A 23,587-nucleotide genomic window follows, 5' to 3' on the forward strand; every position below is an offset into this window, starting at 1 on the left:
CAAATCAGGGGGCGCTCGCGGTGGACTAGCGGTTACGTCTTAGCAGGGAGGTCGTGCGAAAGCTATCATAATGGGGACTCTCCTTTCGTTCAGTTCGTAGTTATCCCCATCATAAGTTGAGAAGCAGGGCGCGTCAATGTGTTTATTTGAGCTGCTTTCTGTGTAGATACCATGCAAGTATGCCCATTGAAATAACCGCTCCGGCCTAATCCAAGTCCCATGTCTTTTTGAGTATCAAAAACATCACCTTGTAGACCAACATATTCCTCCCCATGTTGCCCAGCTACAAAAGCAGCTACCATCTCTATGATTTCGAAGCAGGCGCTGCAACTGAAAACGACTGTCGTGGGAATGACATAAGACCAAAAACCACGCTGTGCAGCTGCCCGGGTTAACAATTCGCGGAATGGATATGCCCAGAACAAACCGAATGCGAAATGAACGACCCGATCATAGTAGCTTCTCTGGATATGAAACGAGGCCTTCAGCCACATGTCAAACGGTGTTCTCTGGTAGGTATAATGGGCCCCATAGGTATGTAAGCACAGAAAAATAAACATGAGTAAATAAGAAGCATTGGAGAACCGGAAAACTTTATAAGTGAAAGTGAGAACAAGCACCACGATAACGGGAAGTATGCTCTCCATAAGCCATTGTATCCTGTCAGTGGGTGAAAAGGCCGTGAATCCCCAATACACAACAAACACGAAGATCACCAAGTGCAAAAGCCAATTGCGGGAAAACGGTATGTCCGGGTTCGTCAGCATGTTCGTCCGTTCCTTTTACCTAGGCTGCTAATCATGTAGAAGCCCACCTTTCTTCCGCCTTGTTTGTTTTATTTCTGGATTAAATATAACAAAATCCCGTTAGCCATTTCGGCCAATGGGAAATTTATAAAATGACTTTAGTCTTCTGGTGTACGATCCAAGTATAAACGAGTCACTGAAGTAACATCGCCCTTTTCAATATCTTCTTCGGTTGCTTTTTTTTCAAGAGGATCATGCGTGTTCATACCCGGTGCAATTGTCGGCTCGTTATGGTTGGATTGGGACTTGTCTTTCAAATTGATCACCTCCATCAACCATAGTTTGGATAAATATGCCGATTCTATACTTGGGCAATAAATTCTTTAAACAATTACTAAAGGAATGTCACTAGGCACACAATATAGGCAGACCCCAATAAAAGGAGATTCTAATGAGAAAAATTCTACTTTGTTTCTTTGTGTTTTCGTTCCTTGTCCATGTTAATTTTTATGCTTTTCATCAAAATGTTATAACAGCACAAACCTCATCACTTCCCTCGCCGGGAATGAAGGTGGATCGAAACAATACCGCTTTGGTGATCACTGATCCACAAAATGACTTTTTAAGTCCAAAAGGTGCAGCATGGCATTTAGTTAAAGACAGTGTTGCTGAAAATCATACGATCGAGAACATTGAATTATTATTAAAAACAGCAAAAGCGAATCAGTTTAAAGTGTTTGTTTCTCCTCATACTATTATCCCTATGACCAAAAATGGATGTTTGGAGGCGCTATGGAACATTCGATGCACGCTCTCAACATGTATCAACGAAAAGGTCCATTAACGCTCGATGGCTTTAAAGGTTCTGGTGCCGACTTTTTGGACAGATATAAACCCTTTATTGAAGATGGTCAAACCGTTATCACAAGCCCACATAAAATTTACGGCCCCGAAGCCAATGACTTGGTTTTGCAACTGCGAAAACAGGGAATTACCCGCATCATTCTTGCAGGTATGTCTGGGAACTTGTGCGTTGAATCTCATATGCGCGAACTAATTGAACAAGGCTTTGAAGTGGCAGTGGTTCACGATGCTACAGCATCCGGGAAAATGAACGACTTGGATGGGGATAAGGCTGCAAAAATAAATTTTCGTATGATTGCTAGTGCTTCGTGGCCAACAAATGAGGCTGTAGAAAAAATGAAATCAATGAATTGATAGGGCGGTCCCAAAATAAATAAGATCACTCAGAGGCACAGAAATCAAAAAAAATGAGGTGGCAAGGTCATTCTTGCCTTCTCATTTTTTGTTTTTATCGATTGCAAAGGACAGTCCACTTTAAGCCCCTTCCTTCTTGAAAAAACACCTCGTTTATGAAGCAATCTCTGCCGTTTCACGAACTAGCGCGTCAAATAGGCCAATTGCCTTGGACAAATCAGAACGCTCAGCTGTCAAACAGGCGAAGCCTTCCTGAACGCGTGACTCGAAAGCAATTGGAGCCAATTGAAAACGACTGCACTGAGCTACTGCCCCTTTTTCGTTCAGAAGATAAACCCCATTGCATGCAAACAACACTTGAGTCAAACAACTTACGGTCCGAAAAAGATGACCTGCCGCATAAGATACATCCTTACGGCTCAATGCTTTTTTGGCATTCGATACGGAAAATTCAGCTTCCCACATAAACTTCGAGACTGTCGCTTGCCGAAGGGGATCCGGATACTGCTCTGTCAACGTCTTCATCTCAGCGACTATGCCATCCGGATCCCAGAGAGGTCGGCAATACGCCGCTTCTCCCATGTAAATGGATGTGCAAAATCCATGAGGGTGCCCTGGCTGATAATGGATGTCGATTCGACCTTGGCGGCAATCGTTGATCAAGCCAGTTACAATCTCTGTATCGCGGTAGAGGAGATCTAATGAATAACCTCCCACCTTTAACCAGCCGCCGCCGTTAATCCAGGGTCCCCATCCGCCTAGCGGCGTAATTAGACCACTACGTCGTTCGTCGTCTAGCGTCGATGCTAATCTATCAAGAGCATCCGTATTGATCGGGTATCCAGATCGGTAGTAGAGTCCAATGTCAATGTCGGATTCCGGTGTTTCTGTCCCACAGGCCCGAGATCCGCCCAACACAACTGCCCCAATTCCCGGGACATTGCGTAATTGTCCAACAACGGATTCAATTACATCGTTTGCATCCATGTTCCATAGCCTCCATTCCATATGAAAGCCAGCCCAACAACAAGATGAATGGCCAGCTCCGACACATATTATTAAAAGTGTAGGACAAGTATGATTTGCGGTTCAATAACTATTTTATCTTTCCATATCAGATTTCCCTCTGACTGTTCGAAAGAGACGCTTTTACCGCCAATCATGACACTCTTCACGACTCGCCCAACTAACAGTCCACTTCCAAAGCTGGATAGACTTAGTTCCCCCATCAATACCTCTAACTCCATCTGTTCATCACTGCAGCGGAACTCGCCCCAACCGTCGTTCAAGCTCCAGAAACAACGGAAATCTTGAGCCTGCCATTTCGGGCTAAAGCCGATATGTCCACTTACCATATCATATTCGAAACCGCTAAGAGCAAGAAGCAGCCCATACGACGCCATGGAACGGGCATAATTGCTGCCGCATTCGAACTCGTTCCATGGATTGCGACGCTCTCCATCATATCTGTCTCGAATAGACTTAACGGCGCTTAGCCCTTCTGTTACGAGCCCTTCATAGATCATATGGCAAGCAGCCTGATATTCGAACCCATTCATACATTCATCTGCATAAGGAACCGGCACGGTCGGGCAGTTATCGTCAGGCCAAGTACAGATCATGAGTCCGGACTCGTCATTTAATCCATAGATACGGCAGGCGTTTGGATAATCGCCTAAATTCTCGATGTAATTATTGTCATAAATCGATTGGACCGCTCGTTTCACTTTCACAGGATCAAGGACATAGCCGAGGCCTACAAGATGAGCAAACCATTGTCCGAGTACTTGATCTATGCCGCAGCCTTCACCAATCTGATACTTATGCTCTCCTGCCTCATCATTCCAGTACACTTCTTCCGCGTCATATTTTTCGAGGACAGATCGGTCTTTGAGATCGACTAATTGATGGAAGTACCGACCATTGAACAAATGCTCGTTCGTCCAAGCGGACCCGTTTGCGTAAAGCCCTTCATACTCTGCCACTTTCTCCTGTTCACCAAGAGTTCCCGCCATCTCTGCTGCCGCCTTCAACGCAGTCAAGTACATGCTCGTCAGCCATGAATTGGGGCCGAACAATTCCATGTCCAGCGTATGATGCTGGCGACCTTCCATGACACCGTCCTTGTCTGCATCCCATTGGTCTTCGTTTGTAGGATCCCAGGCATATTCGAGAGCTTTACGAATATTCGGCCATATCGAGCGCAGCCATTCCGTATCGCCTGAAATTTTCCATTCCCTATAGGACTTAATCACGCCTCCCATCTGACCGTCAGCAGCCGCCCTGAACGTGTTATCACGAGTCGTTCGCTCGGCGGGCAGCATGAGGCGGAACGCCATTTTTCCATTCTCAAACTGGGCATGTTTGTACTCGATGTTTCGCATCGAACGGGCAAGTGCCGGGAACAAGAAGGCTGTCGCCTGCTCGTAATTCCATACATGTGTGCAGGAACCTTCACACGAGCCTTCGTTCGTATGAACGCCCTCGAAACCGTAAAGTGTCCCATCAGTCAAACGCAGCACTGTAGGCGATTTCAGGATCGAAATGTTGCTGCTAATAGCGTCAATCACAGTGTCGGGAAGTGTAGAATAGAACAGCGTTTCTTGGAACAACCGAGTCTCCTTGTTCAATCGATCATAGTGTTCCATGATGTAATTTGCCGAATCTGTGGAGTCACGGAACAGCGTCGAGTAGTAGTTTTTCCAAGAAGGTTGCCGCCCGCTATCATCCCCACTGCCTGGATTCCAGAAGTTTACGCAATTCGGAAAGTTCCAGGAAAGCACGAAACGGAATCTTGCCTTCCCACCAGCTGCTACCGTGTGATGCCCGCTCAGCAGGCCAACATCCTGATGCTTTTCATGCAGCCTCTTCGCATCCAGTTCACGCGGTCCTTCGTAACTTCGTTCCTGAAAGCGGCCTGGCTGACGGAAATCCTTCCAGAATACGGTCAAGTTATCGAACCATCCACCACGATACCAATATGATTGATAGCTGACGTCATCATTGTCAGTCATCAACGTCAGATCGCCGAATTCCGCTTCGTCCACTTCATACTGTGTGGATGACATACGGATGGCTCGTCTTCCGCCGAATTCCACCGCTTCATTGACAGCCCCTTGACGAAACGGATTTGACACATTGCCGACCACACTGATCTCCAACTCATCCGTTGACCGATTCGTCACCTCATACTCGAAAATGGCACAAGGTATAGAGGAATCCCGATCATTCAGAGGAATAAACGGATTGAAGGCTGTCAGTTTGACCGTGATCGGGTCATCCGCATCGTCGAACGTCATTTCTGCGAATGGGAATTGTCCTTGGAACGATGTGTTTGTAAAGTGAGGAAAGCCGGCCATGTTTTCCCGTCTAGGTCCGTACCCATAACCCTCGAATTTCCCTTTCCCTTCTCCTGTGTACGGTGTTTGTAAATCCCCATTGAGCACTTTGGTTAGTTTGACCTCACCCTTGCATTCCGCCTTTACGGCAAAGAATGAGAATCCGTTAAAGCTCAGCTTGTTGGGCCGGTTGAAAATTTCCCAATCTATCAGACGTCCGTTGCCGGCGAGACCGATACTACCCGTTCCAATCCCGCCAAGCGGAAAAGAGATTTGGCTCGTTTTGGTTCCTGTATACATAAAATCTTTGTCCATACGAAACTGTTGGTTTAGTATATTGTTGCTCATATCTTAGCCTCCTCAAGTTCCTAACTGATTTCATGAATCCTGGCAGGCCTCATAGTTTAAGACCCCCCGCCGTAATGCCATCTAGCAAGTATTTTTGTCCGAAAATGTAAAAGAGCAGCGGAACGATAAGCGACAATGTCACCCCTGCCAGAATAGCAGACAAATTCCCCGTCCCGAACGCTCCGGTTAATGCCGTCATACCGATCGGCAGCGTCATTTTTTCGAAGGAATTCAGAAAAATTAATGGGCGGAAAAAATCGTTCCAATGCGCGATGAAACTTATGACCGAGGTAACGGCAACCGCCGGAAACGACATGGGAAGGATGACTTTAAGGAAAACCCATAATCGGCTAGCACCGTCCATATAAGCGGCTTCGTCATAGGAATAGGATATGGGTCATCATAGTTTGCCGAATCATGAATATTCCGAACGGGTTGATAAGGCCTGGCAAAATGAGCGTCAAGTGCGTATCGACCAAACCTAACTTCGACATCAGAATGAACTGAGGAATGATCGTTACCTGCCCTGGGATCATAAGTCCGGAAAGAAAGACGAGAAATAGGACGTTGCGTCCCGGAAAAGCAATACGAGAGAAGGCAAAAGCCGCCATGCTTGAGATGAACACTCCGTGCACGTGAACGGAAAAAGCTAAAAAAATTTGTTACGAAGATACAATTACCGATAGGGGCGTCCCCCTCGCCACCGTTCCTGCATATGAGTGGCAAATTAACAATATGAGCTTCAATTACGTAAATCGTGCACGTGAACGACCTTATCTTATCAAATGCCCCCAAGTTTGTAAACGCTTTTATTACAAATTAGTTCATCTTTCCTATACCTACTCTTCCCTGCATCGTTCACGAGCACGGGTATTGACCAACCCGCTCTGTTAAGCTACGATTAGACCACTAGATCCCATTCTCACGGAGGCCGCATGAACATTACAAGTAAACAAATCGCCGAGCTGTGCGGAGTTACACGGGGAACGGTGGATCGGGCGTTAAACAACCGTCCCGGTATTAATTCGGAAACTCGTGTGAAAATACTGCGGGTCGCAGAGGAGCTCGGCTACCGCCCCCATTTTCTAGCACAAAGCCTTGTCAAAGGGCATACAAAAACGTTAGGTATCGTGCTGTTTGACATTCATAATCAGATTTTCTCCCAGCTATTCCACGCATTCGAAGCCGAAGCTAGGAAACGGGGTTATATCGTCTATCTTGTCCTTTCTAATCGTGACAAGGACCTAGAACTAGAGTATATCAACAACTTGTTAGATCGTAGAGTCGACGGAATCGCATTGCTGCCGACCAATTTCAACAAAAAATTTGAATCTCTTTTGACACGTTCGCGGACACCTATCGTAACATTCGGCAATCGCCTTTCAGGCCCTTTTCCTTATGTTTGGATCGACGACAAGCAAGCGATCAGAGACTCTGTCGCCTTTCTCTCCAGTCAAGGCTATCGGTACTTGATCTACTTAAGCCCGCCTCTAATGCGAAAGGGGAAAGAGAATATTTATGTGCCCGAACAACGATACCTTGGTTTTATCGAGGCATGTGATGAGATCTCAGATATGCGGCATAACGTCATCGCACAGAAAAATTATTTGGCTGAGTTGGAGCAATTGATAGAGAAAACGGACAGCAAGAGTGCGATCTTATGCTCTAGTGACGTGTACGCACTTGAGGTTCTGAAATGGTTGAAATCCCGCAAAATCCGAGTACCCGAACAAATTGGCCTCATGGGTTTCGATAACATTCATGTATTAAAATACATTAATCCCGCACTAACAACAGTGGACTATAATGTGAATGAAATCGGCACGAAACTCGCCGACATCTTAATTAGCCAAATTAACAATGACGAGGTTCCTGCCGAGACACTTATCACTCATCATGTCCTTCAGGGAGAATCCGTCACGCTGGACAGAGATTTATAAGTCTCTGTCTTTTTCAGCGCAACATGAGTGGTCAACCTGAATAGCTTTAAGAGCCATCGGCGAACGATTGGCCTTTGGTGGCAAGAGCTTGACGGATCTGCTCCAGAGCCTTTGGTCCCATTCCATGAAGCTTCAATATCTCGGACTCGGTGAGCTTGGTGAACTGCTCTAGCCGCAAGTATCCAGCACTTGCGAGTGCTCGACGACCTGGATTGCTTAACTTCGGAAGGTCAGACTTCTGCTCGTCGGCAATTTCCACATGATTAGGTTCAATGCTTTTGTGTTTAGGCATCTTAAGTCCTCCTTATTTTCTCCCATTAACGTTCAATGACAACCTGTGTCACGATTTTCTCCGGCCCAATTTCGTATCCTGCAAACCAAATCTTTACGCTTTCTCCCATTTTGATGTCGGAAATGTCCGCATTTTTATCATTCATCCACACTTGTGTAATTGGGAGCAGTCGATGCTTTACACCATCAACTTCGATTGTTCGTTCTGTGTTAACGCCTTCACCCGTTTTCTCTAATCCCGTGACATTACCTCTTGCATCGCCTATTCCATTGTCTCTTGTCATTATTTCAAGGCGTAGTCCCGTTGTTTGCCCTGGGTAACTCGTCAACATCAAGCCTTCGCTCCAAACCTTGACTATAGAGCCGATTCTTACGTCCCTCGCATGGATTAGCTTCCCTTCAAACTCCATGTTCGCATCGTCCGACATCGTGTACCACGCAGCGTCAGGCATTTTCTTTTCTTTGTCTAAGAATTTATTGGATGACACAACCAGAAACCGACCCTTTTCATCGATTGCAGTGATTTTGCCAGTCAATCCTGGTTGATCTCCAATTGTGTATACCGAAATGTTCAGTGGAAACTCGCCACCGACCGCCTTATAGATCGATTGTCTGAGCCCGGCTTCCTCATCCTCAGACATCAACTTAGAATGATCGCCAATTCGACGGATTTCTAGGAAACCTTCGTTTTCGTTGCTGTATGATGACTGGAACTTCACATGGTGGCTTTCAAATACGTTTTTCAATGAGGGGAGCTGATTCACATACTTTTCCAACTCCTGTTTAGATATAGATGCCACCTTTCCAGGAGTCTTGGATGGCTCAGCTCCCTCACCTCTGTTCAGGAGATTCGATTTCCCACAACTTGAAAATAACATCGCTACAACTATTATACAAACAACTACACCGAACAACCTCATCTCTTTCCGCACGACACGCCTCCTTATTCAAGAGTAGGATAGTTACTATTTGACAGGTATCCTTTCATGATTTTGTAACTATTAGACGCGTTAAAGCTAATCATAGTTTCGTTATACTGCCCTTCTGAATGGCACAAAAAAAACCCACAGCAACAGGCTGCGGGTTAAGTTTTATTGGCAAGTATAGCTGCTATAGCTGTTCCATGCTACAATCGTACACTCGCCACGACAGGATAATGGTCTGACGGATAACGACCGTTGTACATACTTCGGTCGACGTTGATTGAAGTCACTTGAATTTCGGGCGTCACGAAAATGTAATCTATCGGCTCTCCCGTGTCGCCGCCGTTAAAGTCATGCCAGGTGCTGCCTACTTTATCGTTCGCGTCGTAAGCGTCACAAAGCCCCGCTTGGGTCAGAATTTCGATCACTTTGCTGCTTGGGCTACAGTTAAAATCACCAGTCAACACTGCCGGAATTCCGTCTCGGCCGCTCATGGAGCGGATTCGTTCTACAATAAGCTGGATGCCGTTCGTTCTGGCTTCCTCACTTTTATGATCCAAGTGAGTATTGAACACGAACCACTCCTGTCCGTCTTGCTGCCTAAGCCGTACCCATGTGCATATACGCGGACAACCAGTGTTCCAGCTCAAGTAACCGAGCCTTTCAGGATATTCGGATAGACCGAAGTTCCCGCTCTCGACTGGCTTCAGCAAGCCGCGATGATAGAAGATAGCACAATGCTCGTCTTCGTTCCCTCCCTGACGGCCATCACCAAGCCAAGCATAATCCGATAGCAGCTCCTGCAGATCCTGCAGCATAGCATGCGTTCCCTCCTGCGTGCAAACAATCGCTGCTTCTGCTTTTTTTATGGCCTCAGCCGCTTCATTGATACGATTCGGCCATGCATTGTCGCCATCCTGTTTGACATTAACCCGCAGGTTAAACGTCATCACGGTTATATCCATGGTTATCCTCCAATAGGGTTACAATAACCTGCCAACTTCTTAAGAATTTGTGCTTGTTCTGTCGTCATTTTTTTGCCATTTAGGGCGTCCACTTCGTTAAGGAAAGCATGGAGCATACCTTCCTTTGCCTTTTGATTACCTCGCTTCTCCGCTTCCTGCGCATTCAGAAACTTACTGCATAGCTCACTTGCAATCCCCTGATCGTCCGCCATGAATTGACGAATGAGTTCGCTCACCCCGTCATAAGTCACGGAAACTTGGAACGTAAATGTGACGTTACTGGTGTTCCCTGCCAAGTCTGTGGCCGACACCGTAATATCGTGGCTTCCAGGTTCAAAGGTATAAGCAGGTTGCCCAACGAGTGAAGATGAACACCTTTACTATTAGCCGATCGTGATCTTCCCCTCGGGGTAACGATACGTCTCTTTTTTCGGCAACGGCGACAAGGTATAGGCCAATGTGACGGGACCAAGACGTCCGACAAACATTAACATGATGATAAACACCTTACCGAATCCCGAGAGCTGCGACGTTAATCCAACCGACATTCCCGCGGTAGCATACGCCGAAGTTACCTCGAACAAAATGCCCAAGAATGGGAAGTTCTCGGTGATCGAGAGGATCATTGTCGAAAGTACAATTAAGATAAAGGAGAGCAAAGTAAATGTAATAGCTTTATAAATCCGATCCTTCGAAATTCTTCGATGGAATAGTACAATTTCTTCCCTGCCTCGAACCATTGCGTAAACCGCTCCGACAAGGATTACGAAGGTTGTCACCTTAATCCCCCCACCAGAGGAACCAGGCGCGGCACCGATAAACATCATGATAATGATAAAAAATTGCGTAGCCTGCCGCATCGAAGCGATATCGACCGAATTCACGCCCGCTGAACGTGATGACACGGATTGCAGCATCGCGCTGAGCGTTTTACCTAAGGTGGACAATGGCTGAAGTGTAAGGGAATTCGAGTACTCAAACACAAAGATGACCAGTGTGCCTACCAATATCAGAACCGCAGAGGCGCTAAGGACAACCTTGCTGTGCAGCGTTAGTTTTTTATTCTTAGGGTACGTAAGCAAGTCAGAGATAACGATAAATCCGATTCCGCCTAAAATGATAAGCAACATCGAGACGATATTGATGTACGGGTCTTCTACATAATGCATGAGACTTCCCATTCTATTAGGTAAACCGCCAAACAGATCGAATCCCGCGTTGTTGAATATCGAGATGCTATGAAAAACACCGAAGTACAATGCTTGGCCGATCGGCATTTCAAATGACCATCGAAGTGCGAATAACAGCGCGCCTGCCAGCTCAATATATAGCGCATAGATCAACACCTTGCGAATAAGACGGACTATACCTTCCGTTGAATCATGGTTCATCGCTTCCTGTAAGATGAGACGTTCCTGAAAAGAAATACGGCGGCGTAGTACGAGTGCAATTAGTGTAGACATCGTCATGAAGCCGAGACCGCCAATTTGGACTAGCACAATAATAACAATCTCCCCAAAGGCCGATAAATGCGCTCCTGTATTGATCACAGACAGCCCGGTAACACAAGTAGCGGAAGTCGACATAAATACGGCGTCAATAAATGTTAATCTGGCTTCGCCAACATAGGAGATAGGCAGCCAAAGTAGGACGGCACCTATGAGGATCATTATTACGAATCCGATCGCCATTACTTGAGGTGGACCCCAGCGGAATTTTTTCTTTGAATAATTTAACATATGAAGGCTCCATAAGCATAGGATTGTCCGATTATTGTATAATCTGACAGAAACAAAGTAAAGGCAGCATTAACAAGATGGCATGGCCTTATCGAATTTTTGATCATTTATTTCTTTTTTTCATCCGAATTATGATAAGATATCGTACGATAAGTTTAAGAAGGGAGTTCCAACCGTGTCTCGTATTATTCAAGTAGATGAACGCCCCTCCATAGGTGAAAGTATTCCCCTTAGTTTACAGCATTTATTTGCAATGTTTGGCTCCACCGTGCTGGTCCCTATTTTGTTTAATGTCGATCCAGCTACGATTCTGTTGATGAATGGGTTAGGCACTTTGCTTTATATTTTCATCACAAAAGGAAAGATCCCCGCATTTTTGGGGTCAAGCTTCGCCTTCCTCTCCCCCGTTTTCGTCGTCATCGCTTCCAAAGGATATAGTTCAGCGTTAGGCGGATTTCTGGTCGTCGGATTGATTTTTACGATCATAGCGTTGTTAATTCGTGTCGTGGGGACACGCTGGATTGACGTCGTATTTCCACCTGCTGCGATGGGAGCGATCGTTGCCGTTATTGGTCTAGAGTTAGTACCTACAGCCGCCACTATGGCAGGCATTATTCCGCCAGCTAATTTAAAAGAAGCCTGGGTTCCCAATCCTATCGTTATATCGGTTTCTATTTTTACATTGATGGTAGGAGTAATAGGTTCCGTTGTCTTCCGTGGACTTTTGAAGGTCATTCCGATTTTGGCAGCTATCGTTGCCGGTTACCTACTTGCAGCATTGCTTGGTTTGGTGCATGTAAGCGAAACATTTGGAGGTGCCCAGTGGTTCAGACTCCCTACTTTCTACAGCCCAACATTCGATCTGGCGAGTATTTTAATCATCGCTCCTGCTGCTTTAGTTGTCATTGCTGAGCATATTGGCCACTTGATTGTTACCGGGAATATGGTAGGAAAAGATTTATCAAAAGACCCTGGACTTAGTAGATCCTTACTTGGAAATGGCATCTCTACCATACTGTCCTCTTTAGTAGGCTCAACGCCAAATACAACTTATGGTGAAAACATTGGTGTCATGGCAATTAGCCGCGTATATTCTGTGTGGGTTATCGGAGGAGCAGCGATCCTAGCGATTGTGCTCTCCTTTGTCGGGAAAATCTCAGCATTGATTCAAACCATACCAACACCTGTCATGGGAGGCGTTTCCTTGCTGCTGTTCGGTATCATCGCTGCTTCGGGGGTCCGTATGCTGGTGGAAACCAAAGTCGATTATTCCAAACCGGTCAATCTGATTCTAACTACCGTTGTACTTGTCATTGGCCTTAGCGGAGCAACGCTGAGATTAGGGCATTTTGAACTTAAGGGTATGGCACTGGCCACCATAGTTGCCATTTTGCTTAGCATGTTCTTCAAGCTGTTAGAGGTTTTCAAGCTATCTAACGACAAATGATCAAATCGTATAAAGAATGGCTATCCCCTAAGTCTTAACAGACCCGGGGATAGCCATTTTTTAAATATGATAATAAATTAAACGCTGTCCTGTCTTCGCTATATCTGCTTCAACCGCTTAAAAATATGGATGGCATCAAAAAAAGGCTCGTTATAACGACCATCCTCCTGAACTGTCCAACAGGTTGCAAGAACAGAATGTGCAAACCCCCACGATAACATTCTTTTTTTGTCTAAATTCAACTCTTTTACAAATTTATCAATACGCTTCTCAATAACATGAGTTGAATCTCCATTAGGCAATTTATTTAATAAATATTGAATGACATCGTATTCTCTGTCGCCAATCAACCCTTTAGGATCAATCGCTAACCAAGGTTCCCTTGCAGCCGTCAGAATATTGTAATGATGCAAATCGCCATGAAGTAAAAATGGTGTATCCGGCATAGCGTTCATTGATCTATAAGTGTCCACTGCTTCTTGCAGTATTTCCTTTGTTATAGGACCAAGACCTTCTCTATTTTTCTTGAAAATATGAATTAATTTCTCTTCCATATGCATAGTTGTAGGAATACTAGATGAATTAGATGGTACAGGAATCCATAGTTTCTTCATTACTTGCGAGGCTATTTGTGCAGCTTCCTCCTCATTTTCTATTGAGGCTAATGTTTTCCCAGGAATTAATCGTTCAAGAATAAGAATCCCTTTTGCGATATCAACATCAATGATTTTAACAATGCCATTCCCATTAAAAAGTGTAAGGGCATCAACTTCAGATACAAATTCATCGCCTGGGATGACGAGTTTTATCACAACTTCAGTTCCATCTTTCCGTATGGCAGGAGCCACAAAATTAAAAGATAAATCAAACGGGGGCAATATTTTCATTTGCCAACGCTTCTCGCAATCATAAATAAGCCTATCAAAATCTCTCAACCATATTTCAGCTTTACCCTTATGAACATCTCTTAATGTTTGAACGAATTGTTCTGGTAAGCTACTCATTATCTTTACCCCCACAATATGACAGTACGATCGATCTCATTATAAGATATATCGTTCAGATTAGGTACTTATCTATATATGAGAATGGTTTCATCTAATATAGGATTTGTTTTTACGCTTATTTTTTATTAAAATAATTAAATTCGCTAACCATTTTGCAAAGAAGGAACCCATATGCCTTTTCTCAGATTTAAAGGTTTTCAAAAGGATTTCATTTCCTCGATTTCAAGCACCATCATCCAACAATTTTCGAAGTTAACGGGCGTTGTGCAAGAAAAAATAAAAATCGAACTTCTTCTTGTGGAACAATTAAATAATTCTCCCCTATCCTTAGAAATATATATGTTCCCTAGAGATCAGGAATTGCATGATAACATTGTTAAAGAACTCTATACGATTTTATGTGAGCACGGCTTTCGCGATGTTCATATCTTTTTTATCCTGCTATCCCCTCATTTGTACTATAAAGAAGGACAACCTTTAATCACCAATCATTCAGAACCTTTCTTAATAACATGACGATATGGCGTGAAAAAAGAAAGAAAAGGCACGCTTAGCGTGCCTTTTCTCTATTTAGCACATCTACCAACGGCCTAAGTCAACAAAAAAATTATCTTCAAGAGTAGATTATAATTATGAAGTAATAGCTTATTAGAACTCAACCAATGGATCATATCCCGTTGATTGTCCTCAGATACCCCATGATCCGTCGGGTAGGTTCGAACGTGAATAGCGGTGAAGCTCCTGCAGATAGGCTGCTCCGCAGTCATTTATGACTTGGGACAGCCCCTTGTTTTGTCTTAAAGGACCTATCTCACATCTTCGGCGACTTTTTGCACAGCCACTTCATGTTCCAGAATTCCGCTAAAATTCTCTATTGTTCTAAATGATACTATGCGTACAGATAGGATTTAACGTCCCTCCCGACCTATGCTTTCCAAATAATCAGATTGCATGGATAGCTCCAATCTATTTCGTAGCCGCCGAACATCTCGTGAAGCCGATTATTGTTAAAAATGATCGAGTCCTTCTGGTCTTTGCTTTTTGCATTCTAAATTAGAAATATTTATTCATCGTTAAACTCCATATGTGTTTTTTCCTGTTTATAATAATCTAATCTGTCCTGTAAAGTACCCGTATGAAATTCGAACTTATGACCATCTGGGTCTGTGAAGTAAATAGACCTCTTATCTTTCTCGTCTCTTGGACGCCCAGGAAGGATGTTAACATGCAATTTCTTTAGCTTCTCATACAGATCATCAAAGTCGGCTTCCTCAATTGAAAAAGCAATGTGTGTGTAGGAATGGTTTATTTCATTACGTGGAATATCTGATTCTACATTCAGGGCAAGCCACATGCCATTCAGATCAAAATAGGCCGTACTTCTTCCTTTAACTAACAGCTTAGCATCAAAAACTTGTTGATAAAACGAAATCGAATTCTCTAAATTAGAAACAGAAAATAATAAATGATTCAGACCTTTAATAGACACATGATCACCTCGGAGTTTATTTATTTTTTATGACCCCAGCTAACTCTTTAATCATCTCCGCCAAATGCATAATACCCCATTCAAGCTCATGATGCTTGGCATAGGCATAGGAAATACGCAAGTAACTTCCTGCATTTCTATCATAAATTGAACCCGGATTCAGCAAAATCCCTGCTTTCAAAGCACGCTCAAACAGCATCTGCATGGGGACATCCACGTTGAGGTGAACCCAAATGTAGAAACCACCTGCCGGCACTGACCATGATGCAATCTCCGTAAAATTGGTCTTCAACAACTGAACAGTTAGATCCCGTCTTATTTTAAGCTGCTCTCTAACATAGACAAGATGCTCTTGATATAAACCTCTACCAAGCCATTCGGCTGCTGCCCATTGGGATACCGAGCTCGAGCCGTAATCGTTCTGCATTTTGATATCAGCCAATCGTTCAATAACAGGCTCTGGGGCAACCACCCAACCAATTCGTAGTCCAGGACTTAAAGTCTTCGACAAACTCCCCAAATAAAGGACCAGCGCATTGGGATCCCTAGCCTTCAATGGCGGAGGTGGCGGGGTTTCAAACCAAAGCTCCCTGTACGCATCGTCTTCAATGATTGGGAGTCCCTCATCCGCGCAGATTCTCATCAGCGCTTGACGTCTCGGCTCTGACATCAACGTACTGGTAGGATTATGAAAAGTAGGAATGGTATAGAGCAGCGATGCGTTATAGCCTTCTTTGTAACGGCTAATCTGATTCGTCTGAATGCCCTCTTCATCCATAGGTAGACCAACTAGCTTAATTGCACTAGATTGAAACACATGGACCGAATACAGATAGGATGGCTTTTCCAGAAGGATGGAGGAACCTCGCTGCAGTAGTCCGATAGATATGAGCTGTAACGCTTGGAGCGAGCCCGATACGATAAGGATGTTGGAGGGCGACGTTTGAACGCCAATTCCTTGCAAGTAAGCAGCTATCTGTTCCCTCAAATACTGATTTCCTTTAGGTTCTTCATAGCCCAATGAGAAAAGATTCAATGAACTATTTTCAAAAATCTTTTTCATTTGTTCAGAAGGAAGCAGCTCAGGGGAAAGCTCTCCAGTTCCCAAACGGATAATGCCATCTTGAAATTCCGCACGATTAATGTGCTGTATGGCAGGCTGGTTTGGATAATAAGTACCAGCTTGCACATAAGAGCTCCAGTCTGGGGGAGGCGAAGCCGCTAAAAGGTTCCAAGAGTTATTGATAACTCTAGTCCCCCCTTTGGTGTTGCCCTCCAATAACCCCTCAGCTATCAAATCGCTCAGCGCGGTCACAACCGTACTTCGATTGACGTTAAAGCGTTCAGCCAATGCACGCTGCGAGGGAATTTTGGTCCCAACCGCCCATTCGCCTAGCGATATTTTGTTTTTAATAAAATCTTTAATCTGACTATATAAAGGGGTTTCCGACGCTAAGTCCGGTTTCCAGTCCATGCAATGATCCTCTCCTAACGAGTTCTACTATAACATTTGGTTGGGTGATACGCCATCCATTTGGAGGGAGACATTCGATTGATTTGCTCTATACTAGTGAAGAATAGTCTTATAGATGGGGGAGATCGTTTTGCTGGAAACTGTTTTACATGGGCTTATTTTGGGTTGTGGGCTCATCCTGCCTGTAGGGGTACAAAATGTTTTCGTATTCAACCAAGGTGCCCGTGGGCCATCTTACCTTAGAGCACTGCCTGTCATCCTCACGGCGTCGATTTGTGACACGATCCTAATTTTATTAGCTGTTTTAGGGGTCTCTTTCGTCGTATTAACCTTCGCTTGGCTTCAAGCAGCGCTCTATGGATTTGGATTCTTTTTCTTGTTTTATATGGGATGGGTACTCTGGAAAAGTAAACCTGGTTCGATGACCTCACAACGGGAAAACGAACCAAAAAAACAAATCCTGTTTGCAGCCTCCGTATCGTTAATGAATCCCCACGCTATACTGGATACGATTGGAGTTATCGGTACAAATTCCTTACATTATGTTGCCGGAGAAAAATTGGCGTTCACTGTCTGCGTTATTCTAGTCTCCTGGCTCTGGTTCTTCGGTTTAGCGTTCGCAGGACGCCTAGTGGGTAAGCGGGATCCTCAAGGTCTATTCATTACCAAATTAAACAAGGTTTCTGCTTGTATGATATGGGCTGTTGCTGTATATATGGGTATGCAATTCATTTAAAAGGTATGGAGGAATAACAATAAAATCACCCTTACTTAGAGCATCACCTGGAGCAAATTTTTCGTACTCATTAAAATACTTTCGTTCAAATAATGAGCAGGCTGTCCCCCGACACCTGCTCATTATTTGTTTCATTCCAACCAAATATCTAAAAAAACTACAAAAAAAACTAAAAACAATGGCATACCTGTGGGTCGAAAGGAGCGATATACTTAAGTCACACAAATGAAAGCACTTACAAAAAGAGAGAGGAGGTCCGCATTACAATGAGAATACTTCGAAAAATTGCTCTCGGTATCGATTCATTTATCGAGTCTGCCGCCCTCATCGGCTTGCTTAGTATGATCATCATCGTCACCGTACAGGTCATGACCCGCAAGCTGTTTGACTTCGTTTTCTTCTGGTCGGAGGAAGTGACGATGCTGCTTCTTGTCTGGTTTTCCTTCATGGGCATTGCGATAGGCTTTCGTGAGAAGCTGCATTTGGGCATCGATTCCTTCACTCACAAGCTTCCAGCCTCCATCAATAAAGTTCTTGATAAAGTCATCGAGGTTGTTATTCTCGCCTTTGGTGCCTATCTTGTCTATTTTGGATGGGACTTCACCGTCATGATGAATGAATCAGAATTACCAGCGACGGGCCTGCCTAACAGCACGCTGTATGTCATCATGCCGATAACCGGCGTCATGACCTGTGCCTACGCGCTCTTGCAGTTGTTTGGTATCGAGACGAAGCGGCATAAACATATAAAAGAAGGAGGTCCCGAATAATGGATCCGACCATCGCTATTCTCATCCTTACTATCACCTTTGTTGGTCTGATCGTCCTCCGCTTTCCGATCTCATTGGCTTTAGCAGGGTCTTCATTGCTCACCCTACTTTACTTGAAAGTTCCGCTGGCAACCGTGGGACAAACGATGATTCAGGGAATGAACTCTTACTCCCTCCTGACCATTCCGTTTTTTATTCTTGCCGGGCAAATTATGAGTGAAGGCCAGATGGCACTGCGGCTCATCAATCTCGCTCAAGTTCTCGTTGGAGGCATACGCGGAGGCTTGGCCATGGTCAACTGTGTCGCCTGTATGTTCTTCGGGAACATCTCCGGATCAGCCATTGCTGACGTCTCCTCCATCGGCTCTGTCATGATTCCGATGATGAAGAAAAAGGGCTATGACACCGATTACGCAGTTGGCGTTACAGTCTCTGCCGCCATTCAAGGCGTCGTTGTGCCGCCAAGCCACAACCTCGTGCTCTATTCCCTAGCGGCTGGTGGTGGAATCTCCATCGCTTCCCTTTTCCTAGCGGGCATAGTTCCGGGATTGATCCTATGTGTCTCCCTTATGATCACGAGTTATATTATCGCCATCAAGCGCGGTTATACGAAGAGTGAAGCTGTTCCCGTGCGAGAAATTCCGAAGATTGTACGCGATGGTCTGCTTTCCCTTCTGACAGCCGTTATCATTTTAGGCGGTATATTCACGGGATGGTTTACGGCTACAGAAAGCGGCGCATTAGCTTGTCTATACGCTTTTATTCTTACCTTTCTAGTGTACCGAGATATTCCCATAAGCCGGATGTGGATCATTCTCCAACGTACATTCCGGACCGTAGCGATGGTGCTCTTCCTGATAGCTGCCTCCGCTACCTTCAGCTGGGTACTTGCCTTTCTCAAAGTTCCCGGCATGTTAACGGATTGGATGCTGGGCATCACAGACAGCCCTATTGTCATTTTGCTGATCATCAATGTCTTGCTGCTCTTACTGGGGGCACCGATGGATATGGCTCCACTCATCTTAATCATGACGCCTATTTTACTTCCTGTCGTGACGACCCTAGGCATGGATCCTGTTCACTTCGGCATCATTATGATGTTAAACTTAGGCATTGGACTGCTGACACCGCCTGTCGGAACCGTTCTCTTTGTAGGCTCTGCGATTGGAAATATTTCGATTTCTGAAGGCACCAAAGCCATGATGCCGTTCTTCTATGTCATGTGTGTCGTGCTCATGATACTTACCTATATACCGGGGCTTGTCATGTGGCTTCCTAACTTAATGAAATAAGGAAACAACGCAACTAATACGATAAAAAGGGTGAATATTCGATATGAAAATGAAAAGAAAATACATCACGGCTCTAAGTACTGTGATTGGTACTAGTCTCTTGCTTGCAGCTTGCGGTGGCGGCAGCACACCGACGAATAGCGGTTCAACAACGACTCCTGGAGCCGCGAGCCCTGCAGCAGCGACGAAGAAAGCTGATGGTCCTAAATTAAATTTCCGTCTAGCTGAGACACACCCCGCAGACTACCCAACGACGCTAGGCGATAAGAAATTCGCCGAACTTGTCAATCAAGCATCGGATGGCCGCATCAAAATCGATGTATTCCCTGCCTCCCAGCTCGGTGAGGAGAAGGCTGTGATCGAGCAAGTTCAACTTGGTGCAATTGAATTCACACGAGTCAGTACGGGAGCACTTGGCGGGTTCAACAAGCAGTATGAAGTGTTCAGCTTGCCCTACATTTTCGATAATGATAATCATCAATGGAAATTTCTAGAAAGTGAGCAAGGAACGAAGCTGCTCGATAGCTTAGAGTCTTCACGAATGAAAGGACTGGCGTATTACAGCTCAGGGGCTCGTCATTTCTATTCCAAGAAGCCGATTAAAAGCATCGCCGATCTGAAAGGACTCAAAATACGCGTTATTCAAAACAAGGTCAACATTGATCTCATGAATGCACTTGGTGCGAATGCAACTCCTATGCCTTATGGAGACGTCTTCAATGCTCTGCAAACAGGTGTCATCGATGCCGCTGAGAATAACTATCCAAGCTACTTCTCATCCAATCATTTTCAACAAGCCAAAAATCTCATTCTTGACCAGCACCAACGAGTGCCTGAAGTCCTTTTGATTTCTAAAGTAGCTTGGGATAAGCTGTCAGCTGATGATAAAGCACTTATTAAAAAAGCTGCTATTGAATCCGTCAAAACGCAAAAAGCAGAATGGGATAAATTCGAGAAGGATTCCGAAGCCAAAGTGAAAGCGGCGGGAGTTACGATTACAGACGTATCTGACCTGGGGCCATGGCAAAATGCTGTAAAGCCTGTTATCGAGAAGTACCGCAACGACTACAAAGAAACGTTAGAAGCTATCGAGAAAGCTAGAAAATAGCCATTCAAAACAAAGTAAAAAAAGGACATTCTAAGGGGTACAATCTCCCCCTCAGGTGTCCTTTTTCATTTGACTTCATTTCGCTTCATCGAGCCTACCGCCAGATTTCCTATATTCCAACGGGGAGCAGCCGATCAGCTTTTTGAACGTACTGCTGAAGTAAGAAATATCCCCATAACCAAGCCGTTCCGCGATCTCAGAAACACGTAAAGACGTTATTATAAGCAGCTTCTTCGCTTCTTCCATGCGCATTTCAATGACATAATCGACGAACTTGCCTCCCGTTTGCTGCTTAAAGAGCTGGCTTAAGTAGCTGGGGTTCAAGTGGACCAGAGCTGCGGCATCCGTTAAGCTGATATCTCTGGATAAGTTCGAGCCGATAAACTGCTGCACTTGTTCAATGGCTGACATTTCGTCCGTTCCGATTAGCGGGGAATCCACGAACCTCCTCGCGGTCTTCGTTACCCGGTCTTGCATCCATCGTCCCAAACAATCTGCCATTGCCTCCATTTCAACAGGCTTCAGCAGATAGTCCTTCACCCCAAAGCGTATCGCTTTCTGAGCTAGCTGAAAATCGTCATACCCGCTCACTAGGATTAAATTGGCTAACATCTGCGTCATCTGCTCCGCCAAAGCAATGCCATCCATGATCGGCATCTTTACATCCGAGATAACCAAATCAGCTTTATGCTTCTGCAGTGCATCTATCGCCTCCAATCCGTTCGCGCATTCCTGCACGATTTCGAATGGAAGCTTTGTTTGTTCCACGGCTTTCCGAAGCACGACACGAACCCATCTTTCATCGTCCACGAGAATGACTTTGTACATGATCTCCTACCTCCCTTCCTCTCCGTGAGGCTTCAGCGGCAGCTTAATTCTCACCAGAGTTCCTGCATCTGCGCCACTTTCTAGCTCTAGACCATAGGCCTCACCAAACAGATAAGAGATACGCCGATGTACATTGACGATGCCGATCTGTGATACCGCTGTAATCATGTCCTTCTGCAGTAAATCGAGCTGTAAGACACGGAGTTTGGCAGCCGGAATGCCAATACCGCTATCCTGAATCTCAACAACAAATTGATGATCATTTAATTGAGCAGCTGAAATGACAATATGAACAGGTTGTGCGCTTGTTTCAAATCCATGAATGACACAATTTTCAACCAAGGGCTGTAAAGCGAACTTAGCGATGATTTGTCCTTCTGCCCATTCAGGGATCTGGAATTCATAGGTGAGTTTATCGTCAAATCGATATTTCTGAATCCGCAAATACATGTCGCATATCTGAATTTCCTGCTGCAACGAGATCGTTGCCCCAGCATGATTCAAATTGTAACGCAGCAGACGAGCAAGGGAAGCAACGAGCACAGAGATGTCGGTCATATCCTTTTCCAGTGCCATCCCACGCACTGTTTCTAAAGCGTTCATGAGAAAGTGCGGATTAACCTGCGATTGCAGTACTTTCAGTTCTGTCTCTTTTTGGCGCAGCTGAAGATCCTTCTCGCGGAGCTGAGAGTAGTAAATTTCATCGAGAAGTACCTGGAGCTTTTCGACCATTTTATTAAAATCGTTCGTAAGCTGCCCAATCTCATCCTTGGATTCGATATCCACACGAGCCAGGAAGTCGCCCTCTTTCACTCTTTTCATGAAAAATTGCAGCGCCCTTACAGGTCGAACGATACTCGTAGCAAAACCAATCCCAATCAAATAGGCAATCAATAATGTGGCAAGGACCGTCCACCAAATCGTTCGTCGAATATACTCGGTTCCATGTGTCAATTCTTCTTCAGGGATCGTCGTCACCAACCGCCAATTTAAATAGGATGACAGGCTGAAGGTGTAGAAAGGCTTATCTCCTGTTTGCGCTTGGTAAGAACCGCTTTCCTGCTGTAAAATCCATTCTAGCTGATCCCAAGCCGACAAACGACCAATATCCGTGTACTCAGGTGAATAAATATAGCGCCCGTAGGAGTCGAGAATAGATAAATACCCTGTTCGGCCAATTGTAACTCGTTCAGCAATCTCTTGAATCCGTTTGAAGTTGACCTCCATAATTAACGTTGCAACGGGTTCTAAGGTAAGTGGACTTACTAAGCGCTTCACGATGGAGAGAACAGGCACATATTCCAGCTCGTAGCGTTGAGAAGGCGGTCTGATGATCAACATAATATCACTGTTGGAGGGTACACTGGCAAACCATGGCTCCTGGATTAATTGCAGCGCCGGGGTCACATTTTTGTTCATGCTTGTATCTAAGACCGTCTGGTTTTCCATAACCAGCATGATCCGAGAGATGTCGGATCGAGAGTAAGCAGTATCGTTCAAAAGCTGCATCATCGGCTCGCGGATGCCTGAATTCTTCACCTCCTGTTCGCTTGTCATCCTAAGAAACTGCTGCATCGAAGGATGATTCTGCATGCGAATCGAGTCGATCTCGAAATCTCGAATATAATATTCAATATGCAGCTTGACTTGCTCAATGATTTGCTTGTTACTCAAATTGGCTTCCTCACGCAGCACTTCGGATGATTTCTGGTAAGAAATCAGTCCAACCACAAGCAGCGGAATGACAACCAGCATAGCCGAATAGACGAGCAGTTTCACTGTCAGTGGACGATCACGCAAAAACAAGCTTCTATAGAACCAGATCCAAGCTCTACGGCCTCTTCTACTCATGTTTAGCCTCCATTCCGCCGAATTTGTAAACGCATTCAATGCGTAGGAAAGAAAAACCAGCTGCATAAAGCAACTGG

25 protein-coding genes are annotated in these 23,587 nt (G+C 44.9%); 9 read left to right on the top strand and 16 right to left on the bottom strand.

Annotation, left to right across the window (positions count from 1 at the left end):
* Window positions 1-89 precede the first annotated feature (89 nt).
* Together QFZ80_RS20060 and QFZ80_RS20065 are read right to left on the bottom strand one after the other, a co-directional pair.
* Window positions 90-767 (bottom strand): DUF2238 domain-containing protein, encoded by a 678-nt coding sequence (locus tag QFZ80_RS20060; protein ID WP_483874725.1) that lies wholly within the window; start codon window positions 765-767, stop codon window positions 90-92.
* 137 nt (window positions 768-904) lie between these two features.
* Complete coding sequence (locus QFZ80_RS20065; protein WP_162257231.1) at window positions 905-1,063, bottom strand: hypothetical protein; 159 nt, start codon at window positions 1,061-1,063, stop codon at window positions 905-907.
* 134 nt (window positions 1,064-1,197) lie between these two features.
* Here QFZ80_RS20065 and QFZ80_RS20070 point away from each other — a divergent pair, with 134 nt between their 5' ends.
* Window positions 1,198-1,590: an isochorismatase family protein gene (locus QFZ80_RS20070; protein ID WP_307560652.1), complete on the top strand. Its 393-nt coding sequence runs from the start codon at window positions 1,198-1,200 to the stop codon at window positions 1,588-1,590.
* A complete protein-coding gene (locus tag QFZ80_RS20075) occupies window positions 1,539-1,964 on the top strand; it encodes a cysteine hydrolase family protein (RefSeq protein WP_307560654.1) in 426 nt (141 codons plus the stop codon). The genes QFZ80_RS20070 and QFZ80_RS20075 overlap by 52 nt, the downstream gene beginning before the upstream one ends.
* 153 nt (window positions 1,965-2,117) lie before the next feature.
* Here the strand turns inward: QFZ80_RS20075 and QFZ80_RS20080 are convergent, their stop codons facing one another.
* The 4 genes from QFZ80_RS20080 to QFZ80_RS20095 all read right to left on the bottom strand — a co-directional run bounded on the left by QFZ80_RS20080 (window position 2,118) and on the right by QFZ80_RS20095 (window position 6,261).
* Window positions 2,118-2,951, bottom strand: a complete 834-nt coding sequence (locus QFZ80_RS20080) for a nucleotidyltransferase domain-containing protein (RefSeq protein WP_307560656.1) — start codon at window positions 2,949-2,951, stop codon at window positions 2,118-2,120.
* 71 nt (window positions 2,952-3,022) lie between these two features.
* Window positions 3,023-5,650: a GH116 family glycosyl-hydrolase gene (locus tag QFZ80_RS20085; RefSeq protein WP_307560658.1), complete on the bottom strand. Its 2,628-nt coding sequence runs from the start codon at window positions 5,648-5,650 to the stop codon at window positions 3,023-3,025.
* A gap of 49 nt (window positions 5,651-5,699) precedes the next feature.
* Window positions 5,700-6,014 (bottom strand): ABC transporter permease subunit, encoded by a 315-nt coding sequence (locus tag QFZ80_RS20090; protein WP_307560661.1) that lies wholly within the window; start codon window positions 6,012-6,014, stop codon window positions 5,700-5,702.
* Window positions 6,015-6,027: 13 nt separating this feature from the next.
* Window positions 6,028-6,261: an ABC transporter permease family protein gene (locus QFZ80_RS20095; protein ID WP_307560663.1), complete on the bottom strand. Its 234-nt coding sequence runs from the start codon at window positions 6,259-6,261 to the stop codon at window positions 6,028-6,030.
* A 324-nt stretch (window positions 6,262-6,585) separates the two neighbouring features.
* Between QFZ80_RS20095 and QFZ80_RS20100 the strand changes: the two genes are divergently transcribed.
* Window positions 6,586-7,590 carry a LacI family DNA-binding transcriptional regulator gene (locus tag QFZ80_RS20100; protein ID WP_307560665.1) on the top strand — a complete coding sequence of 335 codons (1,005 nt, stop codon included), beginning with the start codon at window positions 6,586-6,588 and terminating at the stop codon, window positions 7,588-7,590.
* A gap of 46 nt (window positions 7,591-7,636) precedes the next feature.
* Here the strand turns inward: QFZ80_RS20100 and QFZ80_RS20105 are convergent, their stop codons facing one another.
* The 5 genes from QFZ80_RS20105 to QFZ80_RS20125 form a co-directional block, all read right to left on the bottom strand.
* Complete coding sequence (locus tag QFZ80_RS20105; protein WP_307554817.1) at window positions 7,637-7,882, bottom strand: helix-hairpin-helix domain-containing protein; 246 nt, start codon at window positions 7,880-7,882, stop codon at window positions 7,637-7,639.
* A 25-nt stretch (window positions 7,883-7,907) separates the two neighbouring features.
* Window positions 7,908-8,813 carry a DUF3221 domain-containing protein gene (locus QFZ80_RS20110; RefSeq protein ID WP_307554816.1) on the bottom strand — a complete coding sequence of 302 codons (906 nt, stop codon included), beginning with the start codon at window positions 8,811-8,813 and terminating at the stop codon, window positions 7,908-7,910.
* Between the two features lie 194 nt (window positions 8,814-9,007).
* Entirely contained in the window at window positions 9,008-9,769 is a 762-nt protein-coding gene (locus QFZ80_RS20115) for an endonuclease/exonuclease/phosphatase family protein (protein ID WP_307554814.1), read from the bottom strand.
* Window positions 9,770-9,771: 2 nt separating this feature from the next.
* A complete protein-coding gene (locus QFZ80_RS20120) occupies window positions 9,772-10,080 on the bottom strand; it encodes a hypothetical protein (protein WP_307560667.1) in 309 nt (102 codons plus the stop codon).
* A 72-nt stretch (window positions 10,081-10,152) separates the two neighbouring features.
* Window positions 10,153-11,508: a TrkH family potassium uptake protein gene (locus QFZ80_RS20125; protein WP_307554809.1), complete on the bottom strand. Its 1,356-nt coding sequence runs from the start codon at window positions 11,506-11,508 to the stop codon at window positions 10,153-10,155.
* 175 nt (window positions 11,509-11,683) lie between these two features.
* Here QFZ80_RS20125 and uraA point away from each other — a divergent pair, with 175 nt between their 5' ends.
* The gene (uraA, locus tag QFZ80_RS20130) at window positions 11,684-12,955 is read left to right on the top strand and encodes a uracil permease (RefSeq protein WP_307554807.1); all 1,272 of its coding nucleotides are present in this window, start codon (window positions 11,684-11,686) and stop codon (window positions 12,953-12,955) included.
* Between the two features lie 98 nt (window positions 12,956-13,053).
* On the opposite strand, the gene QFZ80_RS20135 is transcribed toward uraA, so the two are convergent.
* Window positions 13,054-13,959 (bottom strand): aminoglycoside phosphotransferase family protein, encoded by a 906-nt coding sequence (locus QFZ80_RS20135; protein WP_307554804.1) that lies wholly within the window; start codon window positions 13,957-13,959, stop codon window positions 13,054-13,056.
* A 174-nt stretch (window positions 13,960-14,133) separates the two neighbouring features.
* Between QFZ80_RS20135 and QFZ80_RS20140 the strand changes: the two genes are divergently transcribed.
* Window positions 14,134-14,478, top strand: coding sequence for a DUF1904 family protein (locus QFZ80_RS20140; protein ID WP_307554803.1), 345 nt, complete (start codon window positions 14,134-14,136; stop codon window positions 14,476-14,478).
* Window positions 14,479-15,025: 547 nt separating this feature from the next.
* Here the strand turns inward: QFZ80_RS20140 and fosM are convergent.
* Together fosM and QFZ80_RS20150 are read right to left on the bottom strand one after the other, a co-directional pair.
* Complete coding sequence (fosM, locus tag QFZ80_RS20145; protein WP_307554801.1) at window positions 15,026-15,451, bottom strand: FosM family fosfomycin resistance protein; 426 nt, start codon at window positions 15,449-15,451, stop codon at window positions 15,026-15,028.
* A gap of 16 nt (window positions 15,452-15,467) precedes the next feature.
* Window positions 15,468-16,925, bottom strand: a complete 1,458-nt coding sequence (locus tag QFZ80_RS20150) for an aminotransferase-like domain-containing protein (protein WP_307554799.1) — start codon at window positions 16,923-16,925, stop codon at window positions 15,468-15,470.
* 130 nt (window positions 16,926-17,055) lie between these two features.
* Here QFZ80_RS20150 and QFZ80_RS20155 point away from each other — a divergent pair, with 130 nt between their 5' ends.
* From QFZ80_RS20155 to QFZ80_RS20170, 4 genes are all read left to right on the top strand, one after another.
* Window positions 17,056-17,661, top strand: coding sequence for a LysE/ArgO family amino acid transporter (locus tag QFZ80_RS20155; RefSeq protein ID WP_307554797.1), 606 nt, complete (start codon window positions 17,056-17,058; stop codon window positions 17,659-17,661).
* Between the two features lie 266 nt (window positions 17,662-17,927).
* The gene (locus QFZ80_RS20160) at window positions 17,928-18,431 is read left to right on the top strand and encodes a TRAP transporter small permease (RefSeq protein WP_307554795.1); all 504 of its coding nucleotides are present in this window, start codon (window positions 17,928-17,930) and stop codon (window positions 18,429-18,431) included.
* On the top strand, window positions 18,431-19,723 hold the full coding sequence (locus QFZ80_RS20165) for a TRAP transporter large permease (RefSeq protein WP_307554793.1): 1,293 nt from the start codon (window positions 18,431-18,433) through the stop codon (window positions 19,721-19,723). The genes QFZ80_RS20160 and QFZ80_RS20165 overlap by 1 nt, the downstream gene beginning before the upstream one ends.
* 43 nt (window positions 19,724-19,766) lie before the next feature.
* Window positions 19,767-20,831, top strand: coding sequence for a TRAP transporter substrate-binding protein (locus QFZ80_RS20170; protein ID WP_307554791.1), 1,065 nt, complete (start codon window positions 19,767-19,769; stop codon window positions 20,829-20,831).
* A gap of 75 nt (window positions 20,832-20,906) precedes the next feature.
* On the opposite strand, the gene QFZ80_RS20175 is transcribed toward QFZ80_RS20170, so the two are convergent.
* Both QFZ80_RS20175 and QFZ80_RS20180 read right to left on the bottom strand, forming a co-directional pair.
* Window positions 20,907-21,659 (bottom strand): response regulator transcription factor, encoded by a 753-nt coding sequence (locus QFZ80_RS20175; protein WP_307554789.1) that lies wholly within the window; start codon window positions 21,657-21,659, stop codon window positions 20,907-20,909.
* A 6-nt stretch (window positions 21,660-21,665) separates the two neighbouring features.
* Entirely contained in the window at window positions 21,666-23,510 is a 1,845-nt protein-coding gene (locus QFZ80_RS20180) for a sensor histidine kinase (protein WP_307554787.1), read from the bottom strand.
* Window positions 23,511-23,587: the final 77 nt, after the last annotated feature.

Origin of the sequence: Paenibacillus sp. V4I7 (genome assembly GCF_030817275.1) — a bacterium.
In the GTDB taxonomy this organism is placed as follows: Bacteria; Bacillota; Bacilli; order Paenibacillales; family NBRC-103111; genus Paenibacillus_E.

Bases quoted from the DNA above. Each gene is read 5' to 3' on its own strand.
- QFZ80_RS20100 (WP_307560665.1), top strand. From the start codon at position 6,586: ATGAACATTACAAGTAAACAAATCGCCGAGCTGTGCGGAGTTACACGG.
- QFZ80_RS20175 (WP_307554789.1), bottom strand. From the start codon at position 21,659: ATGTACAAAGTCATTCTCGTGGACGATGAAAGATGGGTTCGTGTCGTG.
- QFZ80_RS20170 (WP_307554791.1), top strand. From the start codon at position 19,767: ATGAAAATGAAAAGAAAATACATCACGGCTCTAAGTACTGTGATTGGT.
- QFZ80_RS20090 (WP_307560661.1), bottom strand. From the start codon at position 6,014: ATGGACGGTGCTAGCCGATTATGGGTTTTCCTTAAAGTCATCCTTCCC.
- QFZ80_RS20105 (WP_307554817.1), bottom strand. From the start codon at position 7,882: ATGCCTAAACACAAAAGCATTGAACCTAATCATGTGGAAATTGCCGAC.
- QFZ80_RS20075 (WP_307560654.1), top strand. From the start codon at position 1,539: ATGGAACATTCGATGCACGCTCTCAACATGTATCAACGAAAAGGTCCA.
- QFZ80_RS20080 (WP_307560656.1), bottom strand. From the start codon at position 2,951: ATGGATGCAAACGATGTAATTGAATCCGTTGTTGGACAATTACGCAAT.
- QFZ80_RS20150 (WP_307554799.1), bottom strand. From the start codon at position 16,925: ATGGACTGGAAACCGGACTTAGCGTCGGAAACCCCTTTATATAGTCAG.
- QFZ80_RS20160 (WP_307554795.1), top strand. From the start codon at position 17,928: ATGAGAATACTTCGAAAAATTGCTCTCGGTATCGATTCATTTATCGAG.
- QFZ80_RS20115 (WP_307554814.1), bottom strand. From the start codon at position 9,769: ATGGATATAACCGTGATGACGTTTAACCTGCGGGTTAATGTCAAACAG.
- QFZ80_RS20180 (WP_307554787.1), bottom strand. From the start codon at position 23,510: ATGAGTAGAAGAGGCCGTAGAGCTTGGATCTGGTTCTATAGAAGCTTG.
- QFZ80_RS20140 (WP_307554803.1), top strand. From the start codon at position 14,134: ATGCCTTTTCTCAGATTTAAAGGTTTTCAAAAGGATTTCATTTCCTCG.
- QFZ80_RS20125 (WP_307554809.1), bottom strand. From the start codon at position 11,508: ATGTTAAATTATTCAAAGAAAAAATTCCGCTGGGGTCCACCTCAAGTA.
- QFZ80_RS20085 (WP_307560658.1), bottom strand. From the start codon at position 5,650: ATGAGCAACAATATACTAAACCAACAGTTTCGTATGGACAAAGATTTT.
- QFZ80_RS20135 (WP_307554804.1), bottom strand. From the start codon at position 13,959: ATGAGTAGCTTACCAGAACAATTCGTTCAAACATTAAGAGATGTTCAT.
- QFZ80_RS20165 (WP_307554793.1), top strand. From the start codon at position 18,431: ATGGATCCGACCATCGCTATTCTCATCCTTACTATCACCTTTGTTGGT.
- QFZ80_RS20095 (WP_307560663.1), bottom strand. From the start codon at position 6,261: ATGGCGGCTTTTGCCTTCTCTCGTATTGCTTTTCCGGGACGCAACGTC.
- QFZ80_RS20060 (WP_483874725.1), bottom strand. From the start codon at position 767: ATGCTGACGAACCCGGACATACCGTTTTCCCGCAATTGGCTTTTGCAC.
- QFZ80_RS20070 (WP_307560652.1), top strand. From the start codon at position 1,198: ATGAGAAAAATTCTACTTTGTTTCTTTGTGTTTTCGTTCCTTGTCCAT.